Origin of the sequence: Arthrobacter sp. S41, assembly GCF_004320535.1 — a bacterium.
GTDB lineage: Bacteria > Actinomycetota > Actinomycetes > Actinomycetales > Micrococcaceae > Glutamicibacter.
In genome coordinates, this window is record NZ_SIHY01000003.1 from 247,126 (window position 1) to 266,876 (window position 19,751).

Here is a 19,751-nt window from a genome sequence, read left to right on the forward strand (position 1 = left end):
ACTAAAGAACCAGCAACTGTGCACCGTGAATGCGCAATACTACGCGAGTATGACACGATGCTTGCCTTCATGCATATTTCTGTACAAATTGTCTATAATTTTTCGTCAACAGAGACAGTAAGGTTAATCACACCCCCAAGCGGTCCAGTTCACAGACATAAAGCCGTTTAGCGTTGACTGGTCGCAGGTCACACAAGTAGCCTATTGAGCAATAAATGTTTACTTCCAGTAAGCATTCTTCACTCACTCGCATCGGGGTAGTCCATGGAATTCATCAATGGGGCCATTGTCGCGGTTTATCTTGCCGCAATGCTCGCCTTCGGATGGTGGGGCAAGTCCCGCACCAAAAACAGCAGTGATTATCTCGTCGCCGGACGGCGTCTTGGTCCACTGCTCTACACCGGGACCATGGCCGCAGTCGTGCTCGGCGGCGCCTCCACCGTGGGCGGTGTTGGTCTGGGATACAAATGGGGCATCTCAGGCATGTGGCTCGTCGTGGCAATCGGTGCCGGCGTAGTCCTGCTTTCTTTGTGCTTTGCACCAACCCTGCAGAAGCTCAAGGTCTTTACCGTCTCGCAGATGCTCAGCCTGCGTTACGGCAGTGCCGCAGCAACTAACAGTTCCGGCATTGTCATGCTGGCCTACACGCTGATGCTCTGCGCTACCTCCACCAGCGCTTACGCCACCATCTTCGTGGTGCTCTTCGGCTGGGAAAAGTGGGTGGCTATCGCCATCGGCGGCGCCATCGTGGTGGTCTACTCGACCATTGGCGGCATGTGGTCAATTACGCTGGCCGACCAAGTGCAGTTTGTCATCAAGACCATTGGCATCTTCGCTTTGATGCTTCCGTTCTCCTTGAACGCAGCAGGCGGCCTAGACGGCATCCGCGAACGTGTTGATGCAGAGTTCTTCAGCTTCACCGGCATCGGCCTGCAGTCGATCATCACCTACTTTGTTGTCTACACCTTGGGTCTGCTCATCGGCCAGGACATCTGGCAGCGCGTTTTCACCGCCAAGACTCCGAAGGTTGCACGCTGGGGCGGAATGACCGCAGGCATCTACTGCATCTTCTACGGCGCCGCTGGCGCACTGATTGGTATGGCCGCCAAGGTAGCCCTGCCAAATATCGCCGGTGCTGCGGATAATAAGGACGTCGTCTACGCGGAAGTTGCCACGCAGCTACTTCCCGTAGCTGTCGGTGGCCTAGTGATGGCTGCAGCCGTGGCCGCCATGATGTCTACCGCTTCCGGTGCATTGATCGCTGCCGCAACCGTGGCTCGTACCGACGTCACTCCGTTTGTGGCCAGCTGGTTCGGCAAGCAGATTCAGGTCAACTCGAATGAGAACCCTGAGCACGACGTACGCGCTAACCGAATCTGGGTGATGGCTCTAGGTGTAGTCACGGTGACGTTGGCAATTCTGGTAGACGACGTGGTTGCAGCACTGACCATCGCCTACGACATCTTGGTTGGTGGCCTCTTGGTAGCCATCATTGGTGGCCTGCTCTGGAAGCGCGGCAACGGTGTTGGCGCTACCGCGTCCATGGCTGCCGGTTCCATAGTCACCCTGGGCACAATGATCATCTTGGAGATTCAGGCCGAGAACAAGTTCGACGGCGTCTATGCCAACGAGCCAATCTACTACGGTTTGATTGCTTCAGCAGTAGCGTTCATCGTCGTTTCGCTGGTCACCAAGTCCACTGACCGCCAGGTCATTGAGCACTGGAATCTGCGCGTTGCCGGCAAGGTGCAAGATGCTCCGGTGGCTGCTGGCGTGCAGGAACCTACGCTTTAGTCCGTTAGAAATACCCGGTCGGGCAAATAAATTCGAGCCTTGTGCTCAGCGATGCAAACCGCTGAGCACAAGGCTCGTTTTGTTCTTCGTGCTCTAGTTCTTGGAACTTGCGCCCCATTTGGCCGCCGGGGCTTTCCACGAGGATAGAGCATCCAAAAGCGCATTCGGTTCGCTGGCGACGACCAGTGAGTCGCGGAACTGCGGGGCGAGGAAACCCTGATTAGTCATGTGATCCAGCATCTTCAGCAACGGCTGCCAGAATCCGTCGACATTCAACAGCGCTACTGGTTTCGCATGGATGCCAAGCTGTTGCCAGGTCCACACTTCAAAGAGCTCTTCCAACGTTCCGGCACCACCGGGCAGTGCGACAAAGCCATCAGCCAGTTCCGACATGCGGTGCTTTCGTGCATGCATGTCTGGAACAACTTCTAGGCTTGTTAGTCCTGGGTGCGCCAGTTCGCCATCAACCAGAACCTGCGGCATAACTCCGAAAACTTCTCCGCCGGCCGCTCGCGCCGCATCAGCGATCGTTCCCATCAGGCCCACGCGTCCACCGCCATAGACGATGGCCCGGCCCGAGCCGGCAACTGTACGTGCGAAGTTTTCGGCCGTTTGCTCATAAATAGGTGACTTACCTAAAGCTGAGCCGGTGAAAACTGCCAAGCTCTGAATCTTTCGTGACCCAGCGAGCAAAGCTGGGAAGACTACGTCCTTGAGCAAAGGGGCGAGCTCATCTACTTCCGCCGAAGGGTCGATCCACCGCAACTGCTCGATTTCAGCCAGTGGTTCACCAATCGGTACCAAAGGATGCTCAAATACAGTGGCTTGAACGTTATGCCCCGCTTCATTGGCCGCCGGGGCCGTGAAGGTGCCGATGATACTCAGCAATGCTGGGTCCAAACTGGCTCCCAGCTCTTCACTCACTTCTCGCACCGCCGCGTCGATGGGCGACTCCCCTAGCTCTGGCTTGCCACCGGGGAACATGAACGAAGTTGTACCTCGTTTGCGAACTGTCAGAACCTGTCCCGCATCGTTTCTGATAATGACGGCACTGACAGTGATCTGTTCTGACATTCGAGTTCTTTCTTGGTCCATCTACACGCTGGTTGCGCCTGCTCGTCACGACAACCAGACGCCACTCAATCGTAGGACTTCCTGCGAAACGGTGCGAAATCTTTGCTTGTTCAGACAGCTTCGTACACGTAGCTAAGCCCTAAAATCCACGTCCGACACTGGCATAAGTTCGTCATTGATGATCTCGTAACCTAAAGAATTGAGCACGGGAACAATTGAAATCTCTTCGCCTGTTTCCCATAGCCGTGGACCAGAATCGCCAAAGATGAAATATCCCCGGCCTCTTTCCGGACTGCTAAAGCGCAAGAACGAACAGATACCTCCCCTACCAACCGCGTCAACCGACTTTGCAAGGGATTGAAATTCTGCATAGTTCTTGGCAGCACCCGTCATTTCGCCAGCAAGAATCTTCGCAGCTTGTGCCGCTTTACGATCGGTAAAGTCCACCAGATCTACCCGTTCTTTTAGAGCCAAGGGAACCAATCTTCGTGCGAGGACTTCTTGCTCCGAGATCTGCGAATCCAGTGTGAGCACACCTAATGATTCGCAGACCGCACCCACCATCGCCTGGGCAACGTTCAAAGTGCCGCGTGGTGCTTCTAAGTCAAACCGACCGTTTGAACTAGAGAAGAACCATGCGCCTAGTTTCACGAGATCGCCAGATCGTTGACGTGCGTACCTAGAATGACAACGAAAAATGTGCGTGCCCCGAGGTAGCTTCCGAACTGTAAGTTCGCCAACTTCCTGAGCAGACAAAACTACCGCGGAGACTCGGTGGGCTCGGGCCCGGCTCATCGAGTCCAGTCCCGCCTGGTGCTCAGAGCCTCCTCGAATACCAGATCAGCTGAAATCTCAGTTTCGGCTTCACCGCGCAAGACATCAATGGGACGCATACCCTGCAACTGTGGCATGGACAGTGTCATCCATCGCGCGACGCTCCAATTGGTCGCCGCAACGGGCAGAAGTACCTGCAGAACCTTTTTTACGCCGGGAACTACTTCATGGTTCTTAAATTGGAAGGCCGGATAGGCATTGACTTTCCCGTCTTCTAATTTGACCCGCAAGAGCGTATGACGACGAATCCTATCGCTTAACTGCTGGGGTGTTCGAACAGCTAGCTCCGTCATGACTCGTTCCGTGCCATAAAAGGTTCCGAAACGTTCGTCGATCGCTAAACGTCTTTTGGTCTTTGGTTCTTGTGCTTTGATTTCCTGATTTACAAGCACACGAATCTTCGGAAGGGCGTCACGCAAGACCCGGAGGTCCATCTCCCCGGTTGGGAGACCAAGAGCGTGGGCAAGATCTTCGACCTTACGTTCTTCTAGTGGCGCTGTACTCATCACTCATCCTTAGGCACTTATATTCTATGCCTTGATAGTAAGCGTTTGAAGAGCGCAAAGAATCTTGTGGATAAACCACCATCGTCGTCAAAGGAGTCGAGCGCACGAAAAAGGAGCTATCGCAGTTCATTCAATGAATGAACTGCGATAGCTCCCTAATATCTAGGAACTAGTCCTGGATCAGATCATGACGCACGATGGTCTGGTCACGGTCCGGACCCACGCCAATAGCAGAGATCCGGGTACCGGAGATCTTTTCCAGAGCCAGAATGTAGTTCCGGGCGTTCTCCGGAAGATCTTCCATGGTCTTGGCGCCCGAGATATCCTCGGTCCAGCCCGGGAAGTACTCAAAGATCGGCTTCGCGTGGTGGAAATCGGTCTGCGTCATTGGCATCTCATCGTGGCGCACGCCGTCTACGTCATAAGCAACACACACTGGGATCTGCTCAATGTTGCTAAGCACATCCAGCTTGGTCACGAAGTAGTCGGTAAAGCCGTTCACGCGCGAAGCGTGGCGAGCCAAAACTGCGTCATACCAACCGCAACGACGTGGGCGGCCAGTGTTCACACCGAACTCACCACCGGTCTTCTGCAGGTAGACACCCATTTCATCAAACAACTCAGTTGGGAAAGGACCGGCACCCACACGGGTGGTGTACGCCTTGATAATGCCAATGGAACGGGTGATGCGGGTTGGGCCAATACCTGAACCAACCGATGCGCCACCGGCAGTTGGGTTCGATGAGGTCACGAATGGGTAGGTTCCGTGGTCCACGTCCAAGAACGTAGCCTGGCCGCCTTCCATCAGAACAACCTTGTCCTCATCTAGTGCCTTGTTCAACTCGTAGGTCGAGTCGATAACCAGCGGGCGCAGACGCTCAGCGTAGGAGAGGAAGTACGAAACAATTTCCTCAACCTCAACGCTGCGGCGGTTGTAGATCTTAACCAGTAGTTCGTTCTTCTGGCGCAGTGCGCCTTCAACCTTCTGGCGCAGGATCGACTCGTCAAAGACGTCCTGCACGCGGATGCCGAGGCGTCCGACCTTATCCATGTAGGCCGGGCCGATGCCGCGTCCGGTGGTGCCGATGGCACGCTTGCCCAGGAAGCGTTCGGTGACCTTATCCATGGTCTGGTGGTACGGAGCCACCAGGTGCGCGTTAGCTGAAACGCGTAGCTTCGAGGTATCGGCGCCACGGGATTCAAGACCATCAATTTCTTCGAAGAGGGCCTCAAGATTCACCACGCAGCCGTTGCCGATAATCGGAGTGGCATTCGGCGAAAGGATGCCGGCTGGAAGGAGCTTAAGCTCGTACTTCTCGCCACCAACGACCACGGTGTGCCCTGCGTTGTTACCACCATTGGGCTTCACTACGTAGTCGACCAGTCCACCGAGTAGATCGGTGGCCTTACCTTTACCTTCGTCGCCCCACTGTGCTCCGACGATCACGATTGCTGGCATGGGATCCTCCCCCTTGCATAAAGCAGCGGTTGCGGCGTGCTTCACGCCGTCCCGGCACGGTGCCGGGCAAAAAATATGCCCCTGTCCTGCTCACTAAAACCCGAAGGTTCGCTGCAAGAGTTAGGGGCTCTTACGACCAAAGTTTACCGAAACGATTAGTGAATCTCGAGTTGTACGTCACGGTGTCGCCCGCGACGTCCATAGGCGAGCACAAGAAACGCGATTCCAGCGAAGAGCACAGCAATGCAAAAGACATACAAGGCAACCGTTGCGTAGCCCTGCTCTGGGCTCAGGAATGGGTAGGGAACCCAGCCATCGGTGGCTCCACGAACTAGAACTACCCCGGTCCAGAGCAACGGGTACACCAGTAACAGTGGCACTACCGCGTAGGACAAAAATCTACGGTCCCGCGCCAAGAGCCAATCGGCAATGACCACCAGTGGACCGATAATATGCATCACCCAATTCGCCCAGGGCAGCGGCACCCCGCCCGCAGCACCTAAGGGTGCCAACAAGGTGAGGTAAATCAGACCGACCACCACCATGCACACACTTGCTAAAGCACGCAGGCCCACAACCCAGCGAGGTACCGAAGCACCCTTGGCTAGGCCTATTCCCCCGGCAATAAGTCCGACCACCACGACCACAAGATTCGACTGGATAGTGAAGTACCCAAAGAAGTTCATCGGCAATACCGGTCCTCGTGACGCGGTGTCCACATAGGTGGCTACGATGGCACTTAGAGTGATAAGCGCCCAGAGCATTCGGACTAGGTTCACATAGCGCAATGAGTTTTGAGCGGTCTTCACTCTCGAAGACTATAACTAGCAGCTACCGCTTCCAAAGATTTAAGCGTAGCGACTTGAAGATTCGTCAGTTCGTGTGTCCACAAAGTGACGAGACAGGACATACATAGTAATGAGATCCGCTGTCTTCGAAGCTATGAGTTTCAGTTTCTACGATGTACCGAGATTTCACGCTACCCGTATTCAGCAGTGGACCGCCACGAAACTTCGAGGTTAGCGGTTTAGAGTTCAGATATTTTGCTTATGACCAGCCCCGCCTCAGGGTCAGGGTCAAGGAAATTAGCCAGAACGCCGGATGTAATAAATAAGAATATACCTATAACTACTAGTATGATGATTATCAATGAAATGATGAAAAACTTCTTATCCTGTGCTTTCATATGTTAATTCATACCATCTATCCGGTCCACCTTCCATTCCGTTCTCGGAGATGCTTTGTCCCAAAATATCCGTGCTAAATTTTTCGCCCTGTCTATAGTTGGCGCGCTTGTCTGCGCGCCAACCGTCGTCTTCGCACAGCCCCAAGAGCCAGTTTCTAAAAGCACCACCGCGGCACTTGAAAACCTCGCTGCTGTTTCAGATGACACTTCACATGACGTTTTAGGAACCTCCGCAGACATTGCAGCTTCTAAAGCCTCCAACGTGTTTGATCTTCATGTCGCTGAAACTGCAATCGTTGTTCCAAGAGAGCCTGGGAAGCCCATAAGAATTGGCACTGGTTCAGAGAGCATCGAAATCCTTCGCCCCTCTGAAAATCAAGCATCAGCTATGGCCCTAGCCCCTGGTGTGATTTCGAATGAAGGCGCAGACTTCTCCACCGTCACATCTGTCAAAGATAGCGGCGACGTTCAAATCGCTACTGTCATCAACGATCCAAGATCTACTGAGCGTTTTGAATACCACTTAGACCTTCCCGATGATGCCACAATGCGCGAAGTAGAGGGTGGTGTACTGATTGAATCTAAAAATGGAGACCTGATAGGCGGGTTTGCTCCTCCTTGGGCTAAGGATGCTAACGGATTAGAAGTTCATACGCGCTACGAGATTGAAGGAAACGCCATAGTTCAAGTCGTTGACCATCATTCTGTTGAGAATCTCACGTATCCAGTAGTTGCGGATCCTGCCTACTCAAAAGGGATTATCAAACAGGTCAAGTGGGAACGATGGAAAAACGGTGGATGGGAGATCAGGTTGACAGTTACTGCGCTCGCGCGTTGGTACCAACCTTTCAACCCAAGCTACGTTTACAAAATGGGTCTAGACGATCTACGTCAACATCATCCTCGTTCCATGGCAAAAGCTACGATGGCGCAACAATGGAACTGTCATGTTGTGGGGCTTGCAGGAACGATAAATATCGACTTAGAAAGTAAGCGTAAAAGCTGGCCTGGTTGGCGCAAGGGGATAGCTACCAGTGTCATCAAGGGAAACGCTGCTAAGGCATGCAACTGGTAATTTCACCAGGCTGGCTCTAGATAGATTTTCATCAAAAGTAAGCATCTGGCTGATCGGGTAGATGCTTACTTTTTACCCACGGAACTCTTTGATATCGAGTTCTTGATACCTTTGCTGAATCTTCACGCGATTTTCAAGGCTCTTTGTAGGGCTTTTGATGAAACTAATTATCCACAGCAACGCTATGTGACGCTGCTAGCAACGTCATGACCTCGGCAAACATTCCATCCAGTTCGAAGCCAAGAGCCCCAAGCGATCCTTGTGTCACGTAGTAACCCGTCAGCAGAAACACACAGCATGAATCGTCATCGCAGTACGATCTATGCGCCTTAATGATGCAAACCTCACTTCTCCGAAGTTTTCATTTGCCATACCAAGTTGGCTTCCTCGGGTTTCAACGATGTGCGACTGAGTACACGTCACTAAGTCGAGCTTAAACATGGATATCAATGACATTCTCGCGCAGACTTGACTCTGACACAGTGTGAGGGCGGAGAACTGAAGAATGTTATCCATCGGGATGTTTGCGCAGATTGGTCAGGTCACCCACCGCATGTTGCGGCATTGGGATACGTCCGGTCTGCTCACCCCTGCCCATGTGGACCCGTTCAGCGGTTATCGTTCCTATGATCCGTCCCAGCTACAGCGCTTGCATCAGATTGTTGCTCTGCGCGATTTGGGATTTGGGCTCGAAGAGATCTCTTTAAGTCTGGCTCAGGGAGCAACTGCTGGAAAGATCTCCGAACTTTTGCTCATTCGTCAGGCGCAAGTAGAGACTGAACACCAGCTAGCCATGCAGCGCCTACGTGAAGTGCAACGACGTCTACAACTGATCTCCAAGGAGAAGCTCATGTCACGCATTGAAATCATTCACAAGCCATTGCCCGCAGTGCGTTTGGCGGCCGGCCGCTTCACCGTGGCCGAGCAACCTGAAATCGCCGGCCGCATCGGCCCACTCTTCGACAAGATCGCGCAGTCCATTCAGGGCCAAAGCCTTGCCACACCCGTTGCGCAGTACAACGGTACCGAGGATGGCGTAGAGGTCATTGCCGGGTATGCCACTAGCGCCCAGAGCCTAGCCGGTGTCGAGATCATCGAGCTTCCCGCCGTGCCTGAAGCAATTTGCGGAGTGCACCTTGGCTCAATGGACACTATTCATGAAAGCTGGCAGGCCGTTCATGAGGAAGTCTTGACCCGAGGTTTGGTGCCGACCGGCCCGTGCCGCGAAGTCTACGTGCGCGCTGTATCCGAAGACCAAGCAGATTGGGTGACCGAACTTCAGCAGCCCGTCGGCACTCCCTAATCCACCAGCTGGTAAGGAGCTTCCAATAAGTCCCCCACCACGCTGCGCGCGGCTCCAACCAGCGCACCTGTTTGGCCCAACGTCGAGCACAGCAACCGCGCTTGACCGGCGATGCTCGGCGCGTGCACTTGGAGGCTAGCTTCCATTGCAGGACGCATCCATTGTTCTAGTGCGGCGAAGTGACCACCAAAGACGACGGTGGAAACGTTGTAGAGTCGCAGGGCCGAGGCCACCGCGATCCCCAAGGATTTTCCGGCCTCGGATACCGCGCTCAACGCTGGCTCTTCGCCAGCCTCCAGCGCTTGGTAGAGCTGGCTGATTCGCTCTTGACGCGGCGCGCTGTCGACGCCCGCGCCGAGGTTGGCGGCGGCCAAAATGGCTTCCTGCCCGGCAACGGTTTCCAAGCAACCGCGTCCGCCGCAGCTGCAGGTTTTGCCATCGGGTGCGATCACCACATGGCCGAGTTCGCCGGCGTGGCCCTGGGGTCCGACAAAAAGTTCAGCGTCGATGATCAATCCGCCACCAATGCCCACTTCCCCGGAGACAAAGAGGAAGTCGTTCTCTTGGGCATCCATCAATTGCTGTTGGGCCAGTGCTGAGGCGTTGGCTTCGTTAAAGAGCCGGAAGCGGGTTTTGGGTTCGGGCAGCAATGCTGCCACGTCGAGTTCCTGCTGAACCCAGCCAAGGTTTGGTGCCTGCAGGACGGTGAAATGTTCTTCGTTGACCAAACCGGGAACGGCTAATCCTCCGCCGAGGATCATCAGACCCTGGGCCTGGGCAGCAGCTTGGAGCCTCTGGCTCAACTCTCCGAGCGCAGCAAGTACTTCGCTTGCTGTTGAGCTGTGATTAGCGCGGGGCAGTACTTCGTGAGCCAGCAGTTTGCCACTGAGGTCCACCAGACCGGCGGCAATGTAGTCAACGTTAATTTCCATGCCAAGCACGCAGCGCGCGGGGTTCAGGACCAGACCTACCGAGGGTCGGCCACGCTCCCCGTCGCGGTGCACGCCAATTTCGGTGACCAACCCGGCAGCCAGTAGGTCGGTGACCAGGCTGGAAACCGAGGCCTTGGTGAGTTGGCTGAGTTGCGCGATATCGGCGCGGGATAACCGCTCGTCCTCCCCTGCAGCTGCGATCACCGACAAGACCCTAGCTAGGTTGGCTTTGCGCACATCTGCAACGTTGCCCGGCGCACCAGAAGTGGTAGCTCGGGCAGTAGTCGCTGGTTGGCGCATGCCTTCTCCTAAAGAATTTTTTGGGTGAATCGTTCATTGCTCGCTATTGACTCTAGCGCATGAGCGACCATATAGTTCAGGACATAAACTAAATGGTGAAAGCCAACCCTCTCGATCCAAGGATGTATCACGATGAGCGTTACCCCGACCCCTGAAGACCACTTCACCTTTGGCCTCTGGACCGTGGGATGGACCGGCGCCGACCCATTCGGTGTCGCCACCCGCAAGAACCTGGACCCGGTAGAAGCCGTGCACAAGCTCGCTGAATTCGGCGCCTACGGCATCACCTTCCACGACAATGACTTGATTCCTTTTGACGCCACCGAGGCTGAACGCGAAAAGATCCTGTCTGACTTCCGCGCAGCCCTGGAAGAAACCGGCTTGAAGGTCCCGATGGTGACCACCAACCTGTTCAGCCACCCGGTATTCAAGGACGGCGGCTTCACCTCCAACGACCGCTCGATCCGCCGTTTCGCACTGGCCAAGGTCCTGCATAACATCGATCTTGCCGCCGAGATGGGCGCCGAAACCTTCGTCATGTGGGGCGGGCGCGAAGGCAGCGAATACGACGGCTCCAAGGACTTGGCCGCAGCACTGAACCGCATGCGCGAAGGCGTGGACACGGCAGCTGGCTACATCAAGGACAAGGGCTACAACCTGCGCATCGCACTGGAGCCAAAGCCGAACGAACCACGCGGCGACATCTTCCTGCCAACCGTCGGCCACGGCCTGGCGTTCATCGAGCAGCTGGAACACGGCGACATCGTCGGCCTGAACCCGGAAACCGGCCACGAGCAGATGGCTGGCCTGAACTTCACCCACGGCATCGCCCAGGCGCTGTGGGCCGAAAAGCTGTTCCACATTGACCTCAACGGCCAGCGCGGCATCAAATACGACCAGGACCTGGTCTTCGGCCACGGCGATCTGACCAGCGCATTCTTCACCGTTGACCTGCTGGAGAACGGCTTCCCCAACGGCGGGCCAAAGTACACCGGCCCACGCCACTTCGACTACAAGCCATCGCGCACCGACGGCTACGACGGCGTGTGGGACTCAGCCAAGGCCAATATGTCCATGTACCTGCTGCTCAAGGAACGCGCCCTGGCCTTCCGCGCGGATCCAGAAGTACAGGAAGCCATGAAGACCTCGGGTGTCTTCGAACTGGGCGAAACCACCCTGAACGCCGGAGAAAGCGCAGCGGATCTGATGAGCGATTCGGCGAGCTTCGCAGGCTTTGACGCCGATGCTGCCGCGCAGCGCAACTTCGCCTTCATCCGCCTGAACCAGCTGGCCATCGAGCACCTGCTCGGCTCGCGCTAAACCCCGCCAGAACCCACCGTAGAAAGCAGCCACACTCAATGACGCTTGTAGCCGGCATCGACTCCTCCACCCAGTCCTGCAAGGTTGTCATCCGCGACGCTGACACCGGAGCGTTGATCCGCTCCGGACGCGCCAGCCACCCGGAAGGCACCGAAGTGGACCCGGAGTTCTGGTTCGCCGCCCTGCAAGAAGCCATCGCCCAGGCCGGCGGCCTGGACGATGTGGCTGCGATCTCGGTGGGCGGGCAACAGCACGGCATGGTCGTGCTGGATGCCACCGGTGCGGTGATCCGCCCTGCGCTGCTGTGGAACGATACCCGCAGCGCGCAGGCGGCCCGCGACATCATCACCGAGGCCGGCGACGGTGACAGCGAGGCTGGCGCCGCCTACTGGGCGCAGCGTACCGGCACCCTTCCGGTCTCCTCGATCACCCTGGCCAAACTACGTTGGCTCAAGGACCATGAACCGGACAACGCGGCCAAGGTCGCCGCGGTCTGTCTGCCCCACGACTGGCTGTCCTGGCGTCTTGCCGGTTATGGCCCGGGCAGCGGTGTCGAAGGCTTGGCCGCTCTAGGCACCGACCGCTCCGATGCCTCGGGCACCGGGTACTACCGGGCTGCCGAAAAATCCTATGACCTCAAAGCCTTGGAGCAGCATCTGGGGCACGCCCCGATTTTGCCTGCGGTGGCGGGACCGCTGGAATCCATCGGCCGCACCGCCACCGGCGCGCTGATCGGTCCCGGCGCGGGTGATAACGCCGCCGCCGGACTGGGGGTTGGCGCCACCGTTGGTGATGTAGTGATGTCCCTGGGCACTTCCGGCACGGTCTTCGCGGTTGCCGATGCCCCATCTGCAGACACCAGCGGGCTGGTGGCCGGGTTTGCCGATGCCACCGGAAACTACCTCCCACTGGTGTGCACGCTAAACGCCACCCGAATTTTTGATGCCACCGCCAACCTGTTGCAGGTGAGCCTGACAGAGCTCAATGACCTCGCCCTGTCAGCCAACCCGGGCTCCAATGGCCTGACCCTGCTCCCTTACTTCGACGGCGAGCGCACCCCGAACCTGCCAGATGCCACGGGTTCGCTGCACGGAATCACCCGTGCGAATTACACTGCACCCAACTTGGCTCGCAGCGCGGTGGAAGCAATCATCTGCTCGCTAGCCGATGGGCTGCGCGCGCTTGAGGCCCAAGGGGTTCAAGCCCAGCGCATCATCTTGGTGGGCGGCGGAGCGCAGTCCACAGCGGTGCAGCAGATTGCAGCCCAGGTGCTGGGCCTGCCGATTATCATTCCGGCCCCTGGCGAGTATGTGGCTGATGGCGCGGCACGGCAAGCTGCCGGTGTGCTGGCCGGAGCATTCCCGCAGTGGACCCAGGACTCCACCGAAGTCCCTGCGACAGAAGCAACACCGCATGTTTTGGAACGCTACCGTTCGCTGGTTTCCAGCCAGTGGCTAGAGAAGTAAGGATCTGCCGTGGAGCTAGAGACCAAGGAACTCAACTGGGCTGGAAACCTTGAGTACCGGGCCAGCGAACTGCTGTACCCCACCAGCATTGAGCAACTGCAGGAACAGGTTCGCGCCGCCAGCAAGGTGCGCGTGCTCGGTTCCCGCCATTCATTTAATGACATTGCCGATACCAGCGAAACCATGATCTCACTGGCCAAGATGCCCCAAGTCATTGATATCGATGCGCAGGCCATGAACGTGCGCGTCAGTGGCGGAATCACCTATGGCGCGCTGGCCGATGCGCTGCACGCCGCCGGTTTTGCGCTACACAATCTGGCTTCCCTGCCGCATATTTCGGTGGCCGGCGCGGTATCCACTGGCACCCATGGCTCGGGCGAAGCCCACGGCAACCTGGCAACCGCAGTCAGCGCAGTCGAGCTCGTGCTGGCCGATGGCTCGCAGCTCTCGGTCAATCGAAACGATCCGGAATTCAACGGCTATGTAGTGTCCCTTGGTGCGCTAGGCGTGATCACTCATCTGACCTTGGATATCGTTCCGAGCTTTGATGTGCAACAGACCGTGTATGAGCAGCTGTCCTGGGACAAAGTTCTGGACAACTTTGATGGAATCCAGGCTTCCGCCTACAGCGTCAGCCTGTTCACCGATTGGAGCGGGGACTTGGTGGGCCAAACATGGCTCAAGCGTCGTGTTGGTGATGCCCTTCTCGATGATATTGATCAGGGAAAATTTGGCGGTCTGGCGGCGATCGCTCCGATGCACCCATTGCCCGGAGCCGATGGCGCGATCTGCAGCGAACAGCTCGGGGTGGCCGGGCCTTGGTCCGATCGGCTCTCCCATTTCCGCATGGACTTCATGCCCAGTGCCGGTGATGAGTTGCAGACCGAATATTTGGTTCCGCGTGAATACGCTGTTCAAGCCATTACCGCGATGCGCGAGCTGTCCTCGGTGATCACCCCGTTATTGCTGGTGGCTGAGGTGCGGACCATTGCCGCCGATGAGTTGTGGCTCAGCGGCAACTACGGCCGCGACGGTATTGCCCTGCACTTTACGTGGAAGCCGCAGCAGCAGGAAGTGGAGACAATCCTGCCGCACGTCGAATCAGCTCTCGCGCCTTTTGCGGCTCGTCCGCATTGGGGCAAGCTCTTTGCAGCAACGTCAACCGATCTGCAGAAGCTGTACCCGAAGTTCAATGACTTTATCGAGTTGGCTCAGCGCTTGGATTCTGCGGGCAAATTCCGCAACGAATTCCTGAATCGCAATCTCTTTGGTGCTTAGGTTCTAGGGCAATGGAGCACACCCAATTTGTGTCGATCGGTCTAGTTGCCAACTTGAAGGAACTATCGCCTAGTGGATATCCGGCTATCGGAATAATCTCCAAAAAGATTTCTTCGGTTTTTTCGGACTCTCGGGCCACTGCTCGCGATAAATCTTAAGCGTCTCAAGGTCGTCGAGTGGCACTAGCGCGAACCACTCGACGGCATCAAGGCGCTCGTATTTCTTGAGGGTGCGAAGTTTCTCTTCGGGAATGTTGCGCGAGTGCTCCCAAAACATCCCGACATACTTTTCTTCATGAACGTTGGTCGACCCTGAGAATCCTATACCTTGCCACACTAGGTAATTGCGGCACCAGAATGTCTCTTCGGCCTGACTCCGATGAACGACTCTGCTCCACTCAGTAAATCCGGCAAGCGGACCAAGTTGAGACCGCCAGGTTAGTTGCCACTCCGGCCCGGGCCGTTCCTCGATGGAGGAGAGCACGAGCATGCCATGGTCATACTCACCAGATGGCAGCTTTGCTGACCCACATTCATAGAGCTTTCCGCCAAACCTGGCAAATGCCCCCGTGAGTGGGATGCCTCCGGGCAGAAAACGTGAAAAAGCAGGAGGATTCTCCACCGATGGTTCAGATTCAAGACCAGACATATTCAGCATGCTATCGAAAACTCGTAGCCCACCCCATTCGCGCCACGTACTTACTCAGCCTTCGCGGTCAGCCTCAAGCAAGCACTTCTGAAAAGCCTGTGCCGCAGGATTCGGAGTACCCGTACCCGCATAGAGCCGCGTCTTTGGCTCACCGACCAACGGGTGGAACGAGACTTCAGGCATCTGGAAGCGCGACACCGATGCAGGCAGGATTGAGACTCCCAGCCCGGCAGCGACCAGCCCAAGAATGGTCTCCTGATGAATGGCTCGCTCGACAATTCGAGGCGGCGTACGACCATCGAATAATGAATGCACCAGCGAGTAGAAACCACTCATGTACTTGTAGGGGAAAAGGACAAAGTCTTCATCGGCGAGATCCTCTGCCTTGATCTGCTCATTGGCACCCAAACGATGGCCCGCCGGAAGCGCCACCACCAGTGGCTCCGAATGGATCTCCTGCAATTCGACGCCGGGCACTCTTGTTGGGTCACGCAGAATTCCGAGATCAAGACTATTTTCTAGCAGCTTTTCAATCTGCTCGTCGGTAGTGAGCGGGTGCAGCACCAGCTCAACATTGGGCCGCAGTTCGCGGAACCTGCGCAGCGCCGAAGGCATGGTGGCATAACTGGCAGAGCTGACAAATCCGACATTGAGCCGTCCGCGCAGCCCCAGTCCTGCCTCGGTCAGTTCTTGATTGGCTTTATCCAGATCCGCCAGCAATGGCTTGATGCGGTCCAGATACATCCGCCCCGCGGGCGTGAGAATCACGCTGCGAGTGGTGCGGTCAAAGAGCTGCACGCCCAGCTCTTGTTCCAGCTTTTTCACCGCGACGGTCAGCGGTGGTTGAGACATGCGAAGTTCTTCGGCTGCGCGGCCAAAGTGCAAATGTTCTGCAACAACGAGGAAGTAGTGGAGGTGGCGGAGTTCCATGCACTCAATTTTTGCACAAAAACTAATAATGTCTAGGAAAAATGTATTGGACGCCCTAATAATATTCGTGGGTTACTAGAGGTATAACAACAAAGATGCCCAGATCAGGAGCAAGCCATGAGCACCTCGTCCCAGTCGCCCTCTGCAGAATACGTTGTCATCGGAGCAGGCCTCGCCGGCTCCTCGGCAGCATGGAGGTTGGCTCAGCGAGGCCATGAAGTTGCCCTGCTGGAGCGCAAAGTGCCCGCCGCTGACGATGCCAGTTCGCACGGCTCAGCACGCATCTTCCGTTATGGCTACCCCAACCAGCTCTACACGGACCTTGTTGTTCAAGCGCGCAAAGCCTGGGATGAGCTCGAAGAGGCCAGCGGCAGCCAGCTGATCAACCCCTGCGGTTCAGCGGACTACGGACCCCTGCGCAATCCACGTATGCTCGCCGGGATTCTCGCCAACGCCGGGGTGGAACATGAATTGCTCTCCGCTGCCGAGGCCCGCAACCGTTTCAACGGAATCAATTTTGATACCGAAGTCCTTTGGCACCCAGGTGCCGGAGTGCTGGACGCCGAACGCTCGGTTCAGGCAATGGTGGCTCAAGCCAAGGCTTATGGCGCCCAGGTGGAAACCCAGTGGCCAGTCGCTTCCGTCGAGGCAACAACTAACGGATACAAACTCACGTCCGCAGATGGACGCACCTACTTGGCATCCAAAATCATCGTGGCCGCAGGCGGCTGGTTGCCAGAATTGCTGGGAAATCTCCCTCTGCCATCAGGCTTTGTACGCAGCGTTCCCAAGATGGTTGTATATCAAGAGAATGCCTTCCACTTCCCTTACCGCGACCAGGATCCCGAAGCACGCCAAGCATGGCCAACCTACATCCACAAGGACCCTGCTTTTAAGTCCTATGGCCTGCCCGGCGGACGTGACGCCAACTTCCGCGGACAAAAGGTTGCCGAATATATGGCCGGACGCCAGCTGGATACTGCCAGCCAGCAAAACGGCCAGATTGATCCAGCCAACCGCGAACGCGTGATCGAGTACGTCAAAAAGTACCTTCCCGGACTGGAACCAACGCCCTACGCCGAAACCACCTGCATTTTCAGCGCAACCCCCACTGAGGATTTCATCGTGGATGAAGTTGACGGCATCACCATCTTCTCGCCCTGCTCGGGGCATGGAGCCAAGTTCGGCCCGCTGCTCGGCGAGCTTGCCGCGGACTTGGCGACCGGGGTGCGGGAAACCCCTGAGCTTTTCCGCCTCGCATCCCACGCCAAAGCCATGGTCTAGAAGTCCCAGCAGCAAGCTATTTTGGAGAATCCCTTGTTCAACATCCCGCTACACCTTCCCACTGCGACGGTCGCCGAGGTCATGGCTGGCATCGCCGGCACCGGGCAAGACCCATTGCGCGGAGGCTATTCCCGCCCGGTGTATTCCAGTGCTGAAATCGACCTGCGCACGTGGTTCATTGAACAAGCCACCAGACGGCAGCTAAGCGTTGAGGAAGACGGAAACGGCGCGCTCTGGGCCTGGTGGGATCTGCCCACAGGAATCCGCGCCAATGCAGTTGTCACCGGCAGCCACCTCGACTCGGTCCCGGGTGGCGGACCCTTTGACGGGCCGCTTGGCGTAGCCAGCGCGCTGATTGCCTTTGATCTGATGCAGGCACGGAATCTTGTGTGCACTCGTGCCATGGCTATCGTGGTGTTCCCGGAAGAGGAAGGTTCCCGCTTTGGTGTGGCTTGCTTGGGCTCGCGTCTGCTCACCGGAGCCATTGACCGAAACAAGGCGTTGAATCTGAGGGATCCTGACGGCAATAGTTTTGCCGACATAGCATCCAGCAATGGGCTAGATCCACGTTTCATCGGCCCAGACCGCCGCCTCTTGGGACAGATTGGTGTCTTTGTCGAGTTGCATGTGGAACAGGGACTCGGGCTGGCGGATCTGGATCACCCGGTGGCCATCGGCGGATCCATCCTCGGCCACGGACGTTGGAAGTTGAGCATGCGGGGACAAGGTAACCACGCAGGAACCACGCTGATGTCTGACCGCAAGGATCCGATGGTGGCTGCTGCCCGCAGCATTGCCGCGGTGCAGCAGATTGCCCGCACACGGGATAAAGCGCGAGCTACAGTGGGCCGGCTGCAACCGGTTCCTGGCGGAACTAATGTCATTGCCTCGCGGGTGGACTACTGGCTGGACGTGCGCCATCCAGATGATGCGGTTACGGCCGGTGTTGTCCAAGAGATTCACGAGTCGGCGCAGGTTATTGCAGCTGAAGAGGGCTGCAGCCTCGATTTCTCCCAAGAATCATTGAGTCCAACGGTAAGTTTTGATGCAAAGCTTTCGGGGCAGCTTGGACTGGCGCTGCCCAACACTCCGGTACTCGATACCGGTGCGGGGCATGATGCTGGTGTACTCGCCGGACACGTACCGAGTGCCATGATTTTTGTTCGCAACCCCAACGGCATCTCCCACTCCCCTGAAGAATATGTAGAAGACGCTGACGCGGAACTTGGCGCGGCAGCTTTGGCCGATGCCTTAGCATCGTTGCTTCAGTAGCCGGGGTTGGATCTCCTCACCTGAATTCGGGCAGATTTTGCCCGAAGCCAAGCTGCCGTGCGCAAATTCCGGACCCGACTTCAAAATCGCAGAGGGTGGATGCCACCGGTGGCCATTGCCGTGGTCTGAGAAGAACTGTCCGAATTACTGGAATAGCAACTGGGAATCCCCGATCTCTGTATTCCCGCTTTCCGTGGTGTGTGGGAATACAGAACTAAGTGATTCCCATTCCTGCAGGAGACCCCATGGCACATCCGCCCGGGCAATAGGAGTTCGCGCAAACTTGAGTCAGAGTGACGTTACACGGGTACGGGATACCGGACGCCTGTACGAACGATAGAAACGCCGTTCTTGCGTGGCACTACGCATCGGTCGTGCCACGATCCACTTGATTAGTGCGCCGACTGTCCCGTAGAGCGTTCGACTTACGGGAATGGAGCAATAGCACGCGAAGTGGATCTGCCGGGTAGTCTTTTCCGTCGCTTTACCGTCCCCAAGGGGTGGCAATTATGAGGATGCGCCTTACTGGTCTGCGTCGGTATGATCGCGGTATGAATTCTTCACAGGAGTCCGCGCCGTCAACGGTGCGCCTGTTTCCGGATTATGCAAACACGGTGCTTTGGTTTAACGAACCAATCGAGTACGACACTGCCAAGCTGTCCGGTACTTTGACACACGAACTCTCGCAGTGGGAACAGTCGTACTATGACGGATTGAACCATGACTATGAGTGGAAATCCGCAGGTGTGGCTCGCAGATTCGCTGCAGAGGGTGAACGATTAGCGCAACGTGTGGCTGATGAACTTGGCGATAAATTCGAAATCGAATTAGTCACGTCCTTGGAAGGCTCACCAAAACGCAAATTTCAAGGGAGGGGACCAGCCCTCAACCCTGAAGCTGCCGCAGTGTTCGATTCCTTGGCCGTTGAGGTTAAAGATTTTGAAGAGGAAGTATCGCGTGCAAGGGAAGCTACCCGTCGGGGAGAAAGCACTGGATGGTATGCCTATGCACCGCTTTCAAATACCGTTTTCAGACCGAAGCAACATAACGATTGATAATCCGGTGCCTGACCTTTACGCATTATCTCTCT

Annotated in this window: 17 protein-coding genes; 9 read left to right on the forward strand and 8 right to left on the reverse strand. The window is 56.5% G+C overall.

Going from position 1 to position 19,751, the window contains the following annotated elements:
• Positions 1-264 precede the first annotated feature (264 nt).
• Positions 265-1,794, forward strand: a complete 1,530-nt coding sequence (locus EYR88_RS15150; RefSeq protein WP_131090597.1) for a sodium:solute symporter — start codon at positions 265-267, stop codon at positions 1,792-1,794.
• A 93-nt stretch (positions 1,795-1,887) separates the two neighbouring features.
• On the opposite strand, the gene EYR88_RS16430 is transcribed toward EYR88_RS15150, so the two are convergent.
• The 5 genes from EYR88_RS16430 to EYR88_RS15180 form a co-directional block, all read right to left on the reverse strand.
• On the reverse strand, positions 1,888-2,868 hold the full coding sequence (locus EYR88_RS16430; protein ID WP_131090598.1) for a TIGR00730 family Rossman fold protein: 981 nt from the start codon (positions 2,866-2,868) through the stop codon (positions 1,888-1,890).
• Positions 2,869-3,000: 132 nt separating this feature from the next.
• Entirely contained in the window at positions 3,001-3,519 is a 519-nt protein-coding gene (locus tag EYR88_RS15165; RefSeq protein WP_131090600.1) for a hypothetical protein, read from the reverse strand.
• A 140-nt stretch (positions 3,520-3,659) separates the two neighbouring features.
• Positions 3,660-4,208 carry a hypothetical protein gene (locus EYR88_RS15170; RefSeq protein WP_131090601.1) on the reverse strand — a complete coding sequence of 183 codons (549 nt, stop codon included), beginning with the start codon at positions 4,206-4,208 and terminating at the stop codon, positions 3,660-3,662.
• Between the two features lie 169 nt (positions 4,209-4,377).
• Entirely contained in the window at positions 4,378-5,667 is a 1,290-nt protein-coding gene (locus tag EYR88_RS15175) for an adenylosuccinate synthase (RefSeq protein ID WP_131090602.1), read from the reverse strand.
• Between the two features lie 155 nt (positions 5,668-5,822).
• Positions 5,823-6,476, reverse strand: a complete 654-nt coding sequence (locus tag EYR88_RS15180) for a Pr6Pr family membrane protein (protein ID WP_131090603.1) — start codon at positions 6,474-6,476, stop codon at positions 5,823-5,825.
• A 432-nt stretch (positions 6,477-6,908) separates the two neighbouring features.
• On the opposite strand from EYR88_RS15180, the gene EYR88_RS15185 reads away from it, so the two are divergent.
• Together EYR88_RS15185 and EYR88_RS15190 are read left to right on the forward strand one after the other, a co-directional pair.
• Positions 6,909-7,928: a hypothetical protein gene (locus EYR88_RS15185; RefSeq protein WP_131090604.1), complete on the forward strand. Its 1,020-nt coding sequence runs from the start codon at positions 6,909-6,911 to the stop codon at positions 7,926-7,928.
• A gap of 505 nt (positions 7,929-8,433) precedes the next feature.
• Positions 8,434-9,231 (forward strand): MerR family transcriptional regulator, encoded by a 798-nt coding sequence (locus EYR88_RS15190; protein WP_131090605.1) that lies wholly within the window; start codon positions 8,434-8,436, stop codon positions 9,229-9,231.
• On the opposite strand, the gene EYR88_RS15195 is transcribed toward EYR88_RS15190, so the two are convergent.
• Positions 9,228-10,463 carry an ROK family transcriptional regulator gene (locus EYR88_RS15195; RefSeq protein WP_131090606.1) on the reverse strand — a complete coding sequence of 412 codons (1,236 nt, stop codon included), beginning with the start codon at positions 10,461-10,463 and terminating at the stop codon, positions 9,228-9,230. The genes EYR88_RS15190 and EYR88_RS15195 overlap by 4 nt on opposite strands.
• 132 nt (positions 10,464-10,595) lie before the next feature.
• Here EYR88_RS15195 and xylA point away from each other — a divergent pair, with 132 nt between their 5' ends.
• From xylA to EYR88_RS15210, 3 genes are read left to right on the forward strand one after another with little or no spacing between them, the layout of a single operon-like run.
• Positions 10,596-11,783 carry a xylose isomerase gene (xylA, locus tag EYR88_RS15200; protein WP_131090607.1) on the forward strand — a complete coding sequence of 396 codons (1,188 nt, stop codon included), beginning with the start codon at positions 10,596-10,598 and terminating at the stop codon, positions 11,781-11,783.
• 38 nt (positions 11,784-11,821) lie between these two features.
• On the forward strand, positions 11,822-13,249 hold the full coding sequence (gene xylB, locus EYR88_RS15205) for a xylulokinase (protein WP_131090608.1): 1,428 nt from the start codon (positions 11,822-11,824) through the stop codon (positions 13,247-13,249).
• Between the two features lie 9 nt (positions 13,250-13,258).
• Positions 13,259-14,527 carry an FAD-binding protein gene (locus EYR88_RS15210; protein WP_131090609.1) on the forward strand — a complete coding sequence of 423 codons (1,269 nt, stop codon included), beginning with the start codon at positions 13,259-13,261 and terminating at the stop codon, positions 14,525-14,527.
• A gap of 84 nt (positions 14,528-14,611) precedes the next feature.
• Here EYR88_RS15210 and EYR88_RS15215 read toward each other — a convergent pair whose 3' ends face one another.
• Both EYR88_RS15215 and EYR88_RS15220 read right to left on the reverse strand, forming a co-directional pair.
• Positions 14,612-15,175: a hypothetical protein gene (locus EYR88_RS15215; protein ID WP_131090610.1), complete on the reverse strand. Its 564-nt coding sequence runs from the start codon at positions 15,173-15,175 to the stop codon at positions 14,612-14,614.
• Positions 15,176-15,229: 54 nt separating this feature from the next.
• Positions 15,230-16,105: a LysR family transcriptional regulator gene (locus EYR88_RS15220; protein ID WP_061952770.1), complete on the reverse strand. Its 876-nt coding sequence runs from the start codon at positions 16,103-16,105 to the stop codon at positions 15,230-15,232.
• A gap of 117 nt (positions 16,106-16,222) precedes the next feature.
• Between EYR88_RS15220 and EYR88_RS15225 the strand changes: the two genes are divergently transcribed.
• The 3 genes from EYR88_RS15225 to EYR88_RS15235 all read left to right on the forward strand — a co-directional run bounded on the left by EYR88_RS15225 (position 16,223) and on the right by EYR88_RS15235 (position 19,716).
• Entirely contained in the window at positions 16,223-17,389 is a 1,167-nt protein-coding gene (locus EYR88_RS15225; protein ID WP_061952768.1) for an FAD-dependent oxidoreductase, read from the forward strand.
• Positions 17,390-17,431: 42 nt separating this feature from the next.
• Positions 17,432-18,661, forward strand: coding sequence for an allantoate amidohydrolase (locus EYR88_RS15230; RefSeq protein ID WP_278184791.1), 1,230 nt, complete (start codon positions 17,432-17,434; stop codon positions 18,659-18,661).
• A gap of 551 nt (positions 18,662-19,212) precedes the next feature.
• Positions 19,213-19,716: a hypothetical protein gene (locus EYR88_RS15235; RefSeq protein ID WP_131090611.1), complete on the forward strand. Its 504-nt coding sequence runs from the start codon at positions 19,213-19,215 to the stop codon at positions 19,714-19,716.
• Positions 19,717-19,751: the final 35 nt, after the last annotated feature.

Coding starts and splice junctions, on each gene's coding strand:
- EYR88_RS15150 (WP_131090597.1), top strand. CDS start 265: ATGGAATTCATCAATGGGGCCATTGTCGCGGTTTATCTTGCCGCAATG.
- EYR88_RS15220 (WP_061952770.1), bottom strand. CDS start 16,105: ATGGAACTCCGCCACCTCCACTACTTCCTCGTTGTTGCAGAACATTTG.
- xylA (WP_131090607.1), top strand. CDS start 10,596: ATGAGCGTTACCCCGACCCCTGAAGACCACTTCACCTTTGGCCTCTGG.
- EYR88_RS15170 (WP_131090601.1), bottom strand. CDS start 4,208: ATGAGTACAGCGCCACTAGAAGAACGTAAGGTCGAAGATCTTGCCCAC.
- EYR88_RS16430 (WP_131090598.1), bottom strand. CDS start 2,868: ATGTCAGAACAGATCACTGTCAGTGCCGTCATTATCAGAAACGATGCG.
- EYR88_RS15195 (WP_131090606.1), bottom strand. CDS start 10,463: ATGCGCCAACCAGCGACTACTGCCCGAGCTACCACTTCTGGTGCGCCG.
- EYR88_RS15215 (WP_131090610.1), bottom strand. CDS start 15,175: ATGTCTGGTCTTGAATCTGAACCATCGGTGGAGAATCCTCCTGCTTTT.
- EYR88_RS15190 (WP_131090605.1), top strand. CDS start 8,434: ATGTTATCCATCGGGATGTTTGCGCAGATTGGTCAGGTCACCCACCGC.
- EYR88_RS15235 (WP_131090611.1), top strand. CDS start 19,213: ATGAATTCTTCACAGGAGTCCGCGCCGTCAACGGTGCGCCTGTTTCCG.
- EYR88_RS15225 (WP_061952768.1), top strand. CDS start 16,223: ATGAGCACCTCGTCCCAGTCGCCCTCTGCAGAATACGTTGTCATCGGA.
- EYR88_RS15175 (WP_131090602.1), bottom strand. CDS start 5,667: ATGCCAGCAATCGTGATCGTCGGAGCACAGTGGGGCGACGAAGGTAAA.
- xylB (WP_131090608.1), top strand. CDS start 11,822: ATGACGCTTGTAGCCGGCATCGACTCCTCCACCCAGTCCTGCAAGGTT.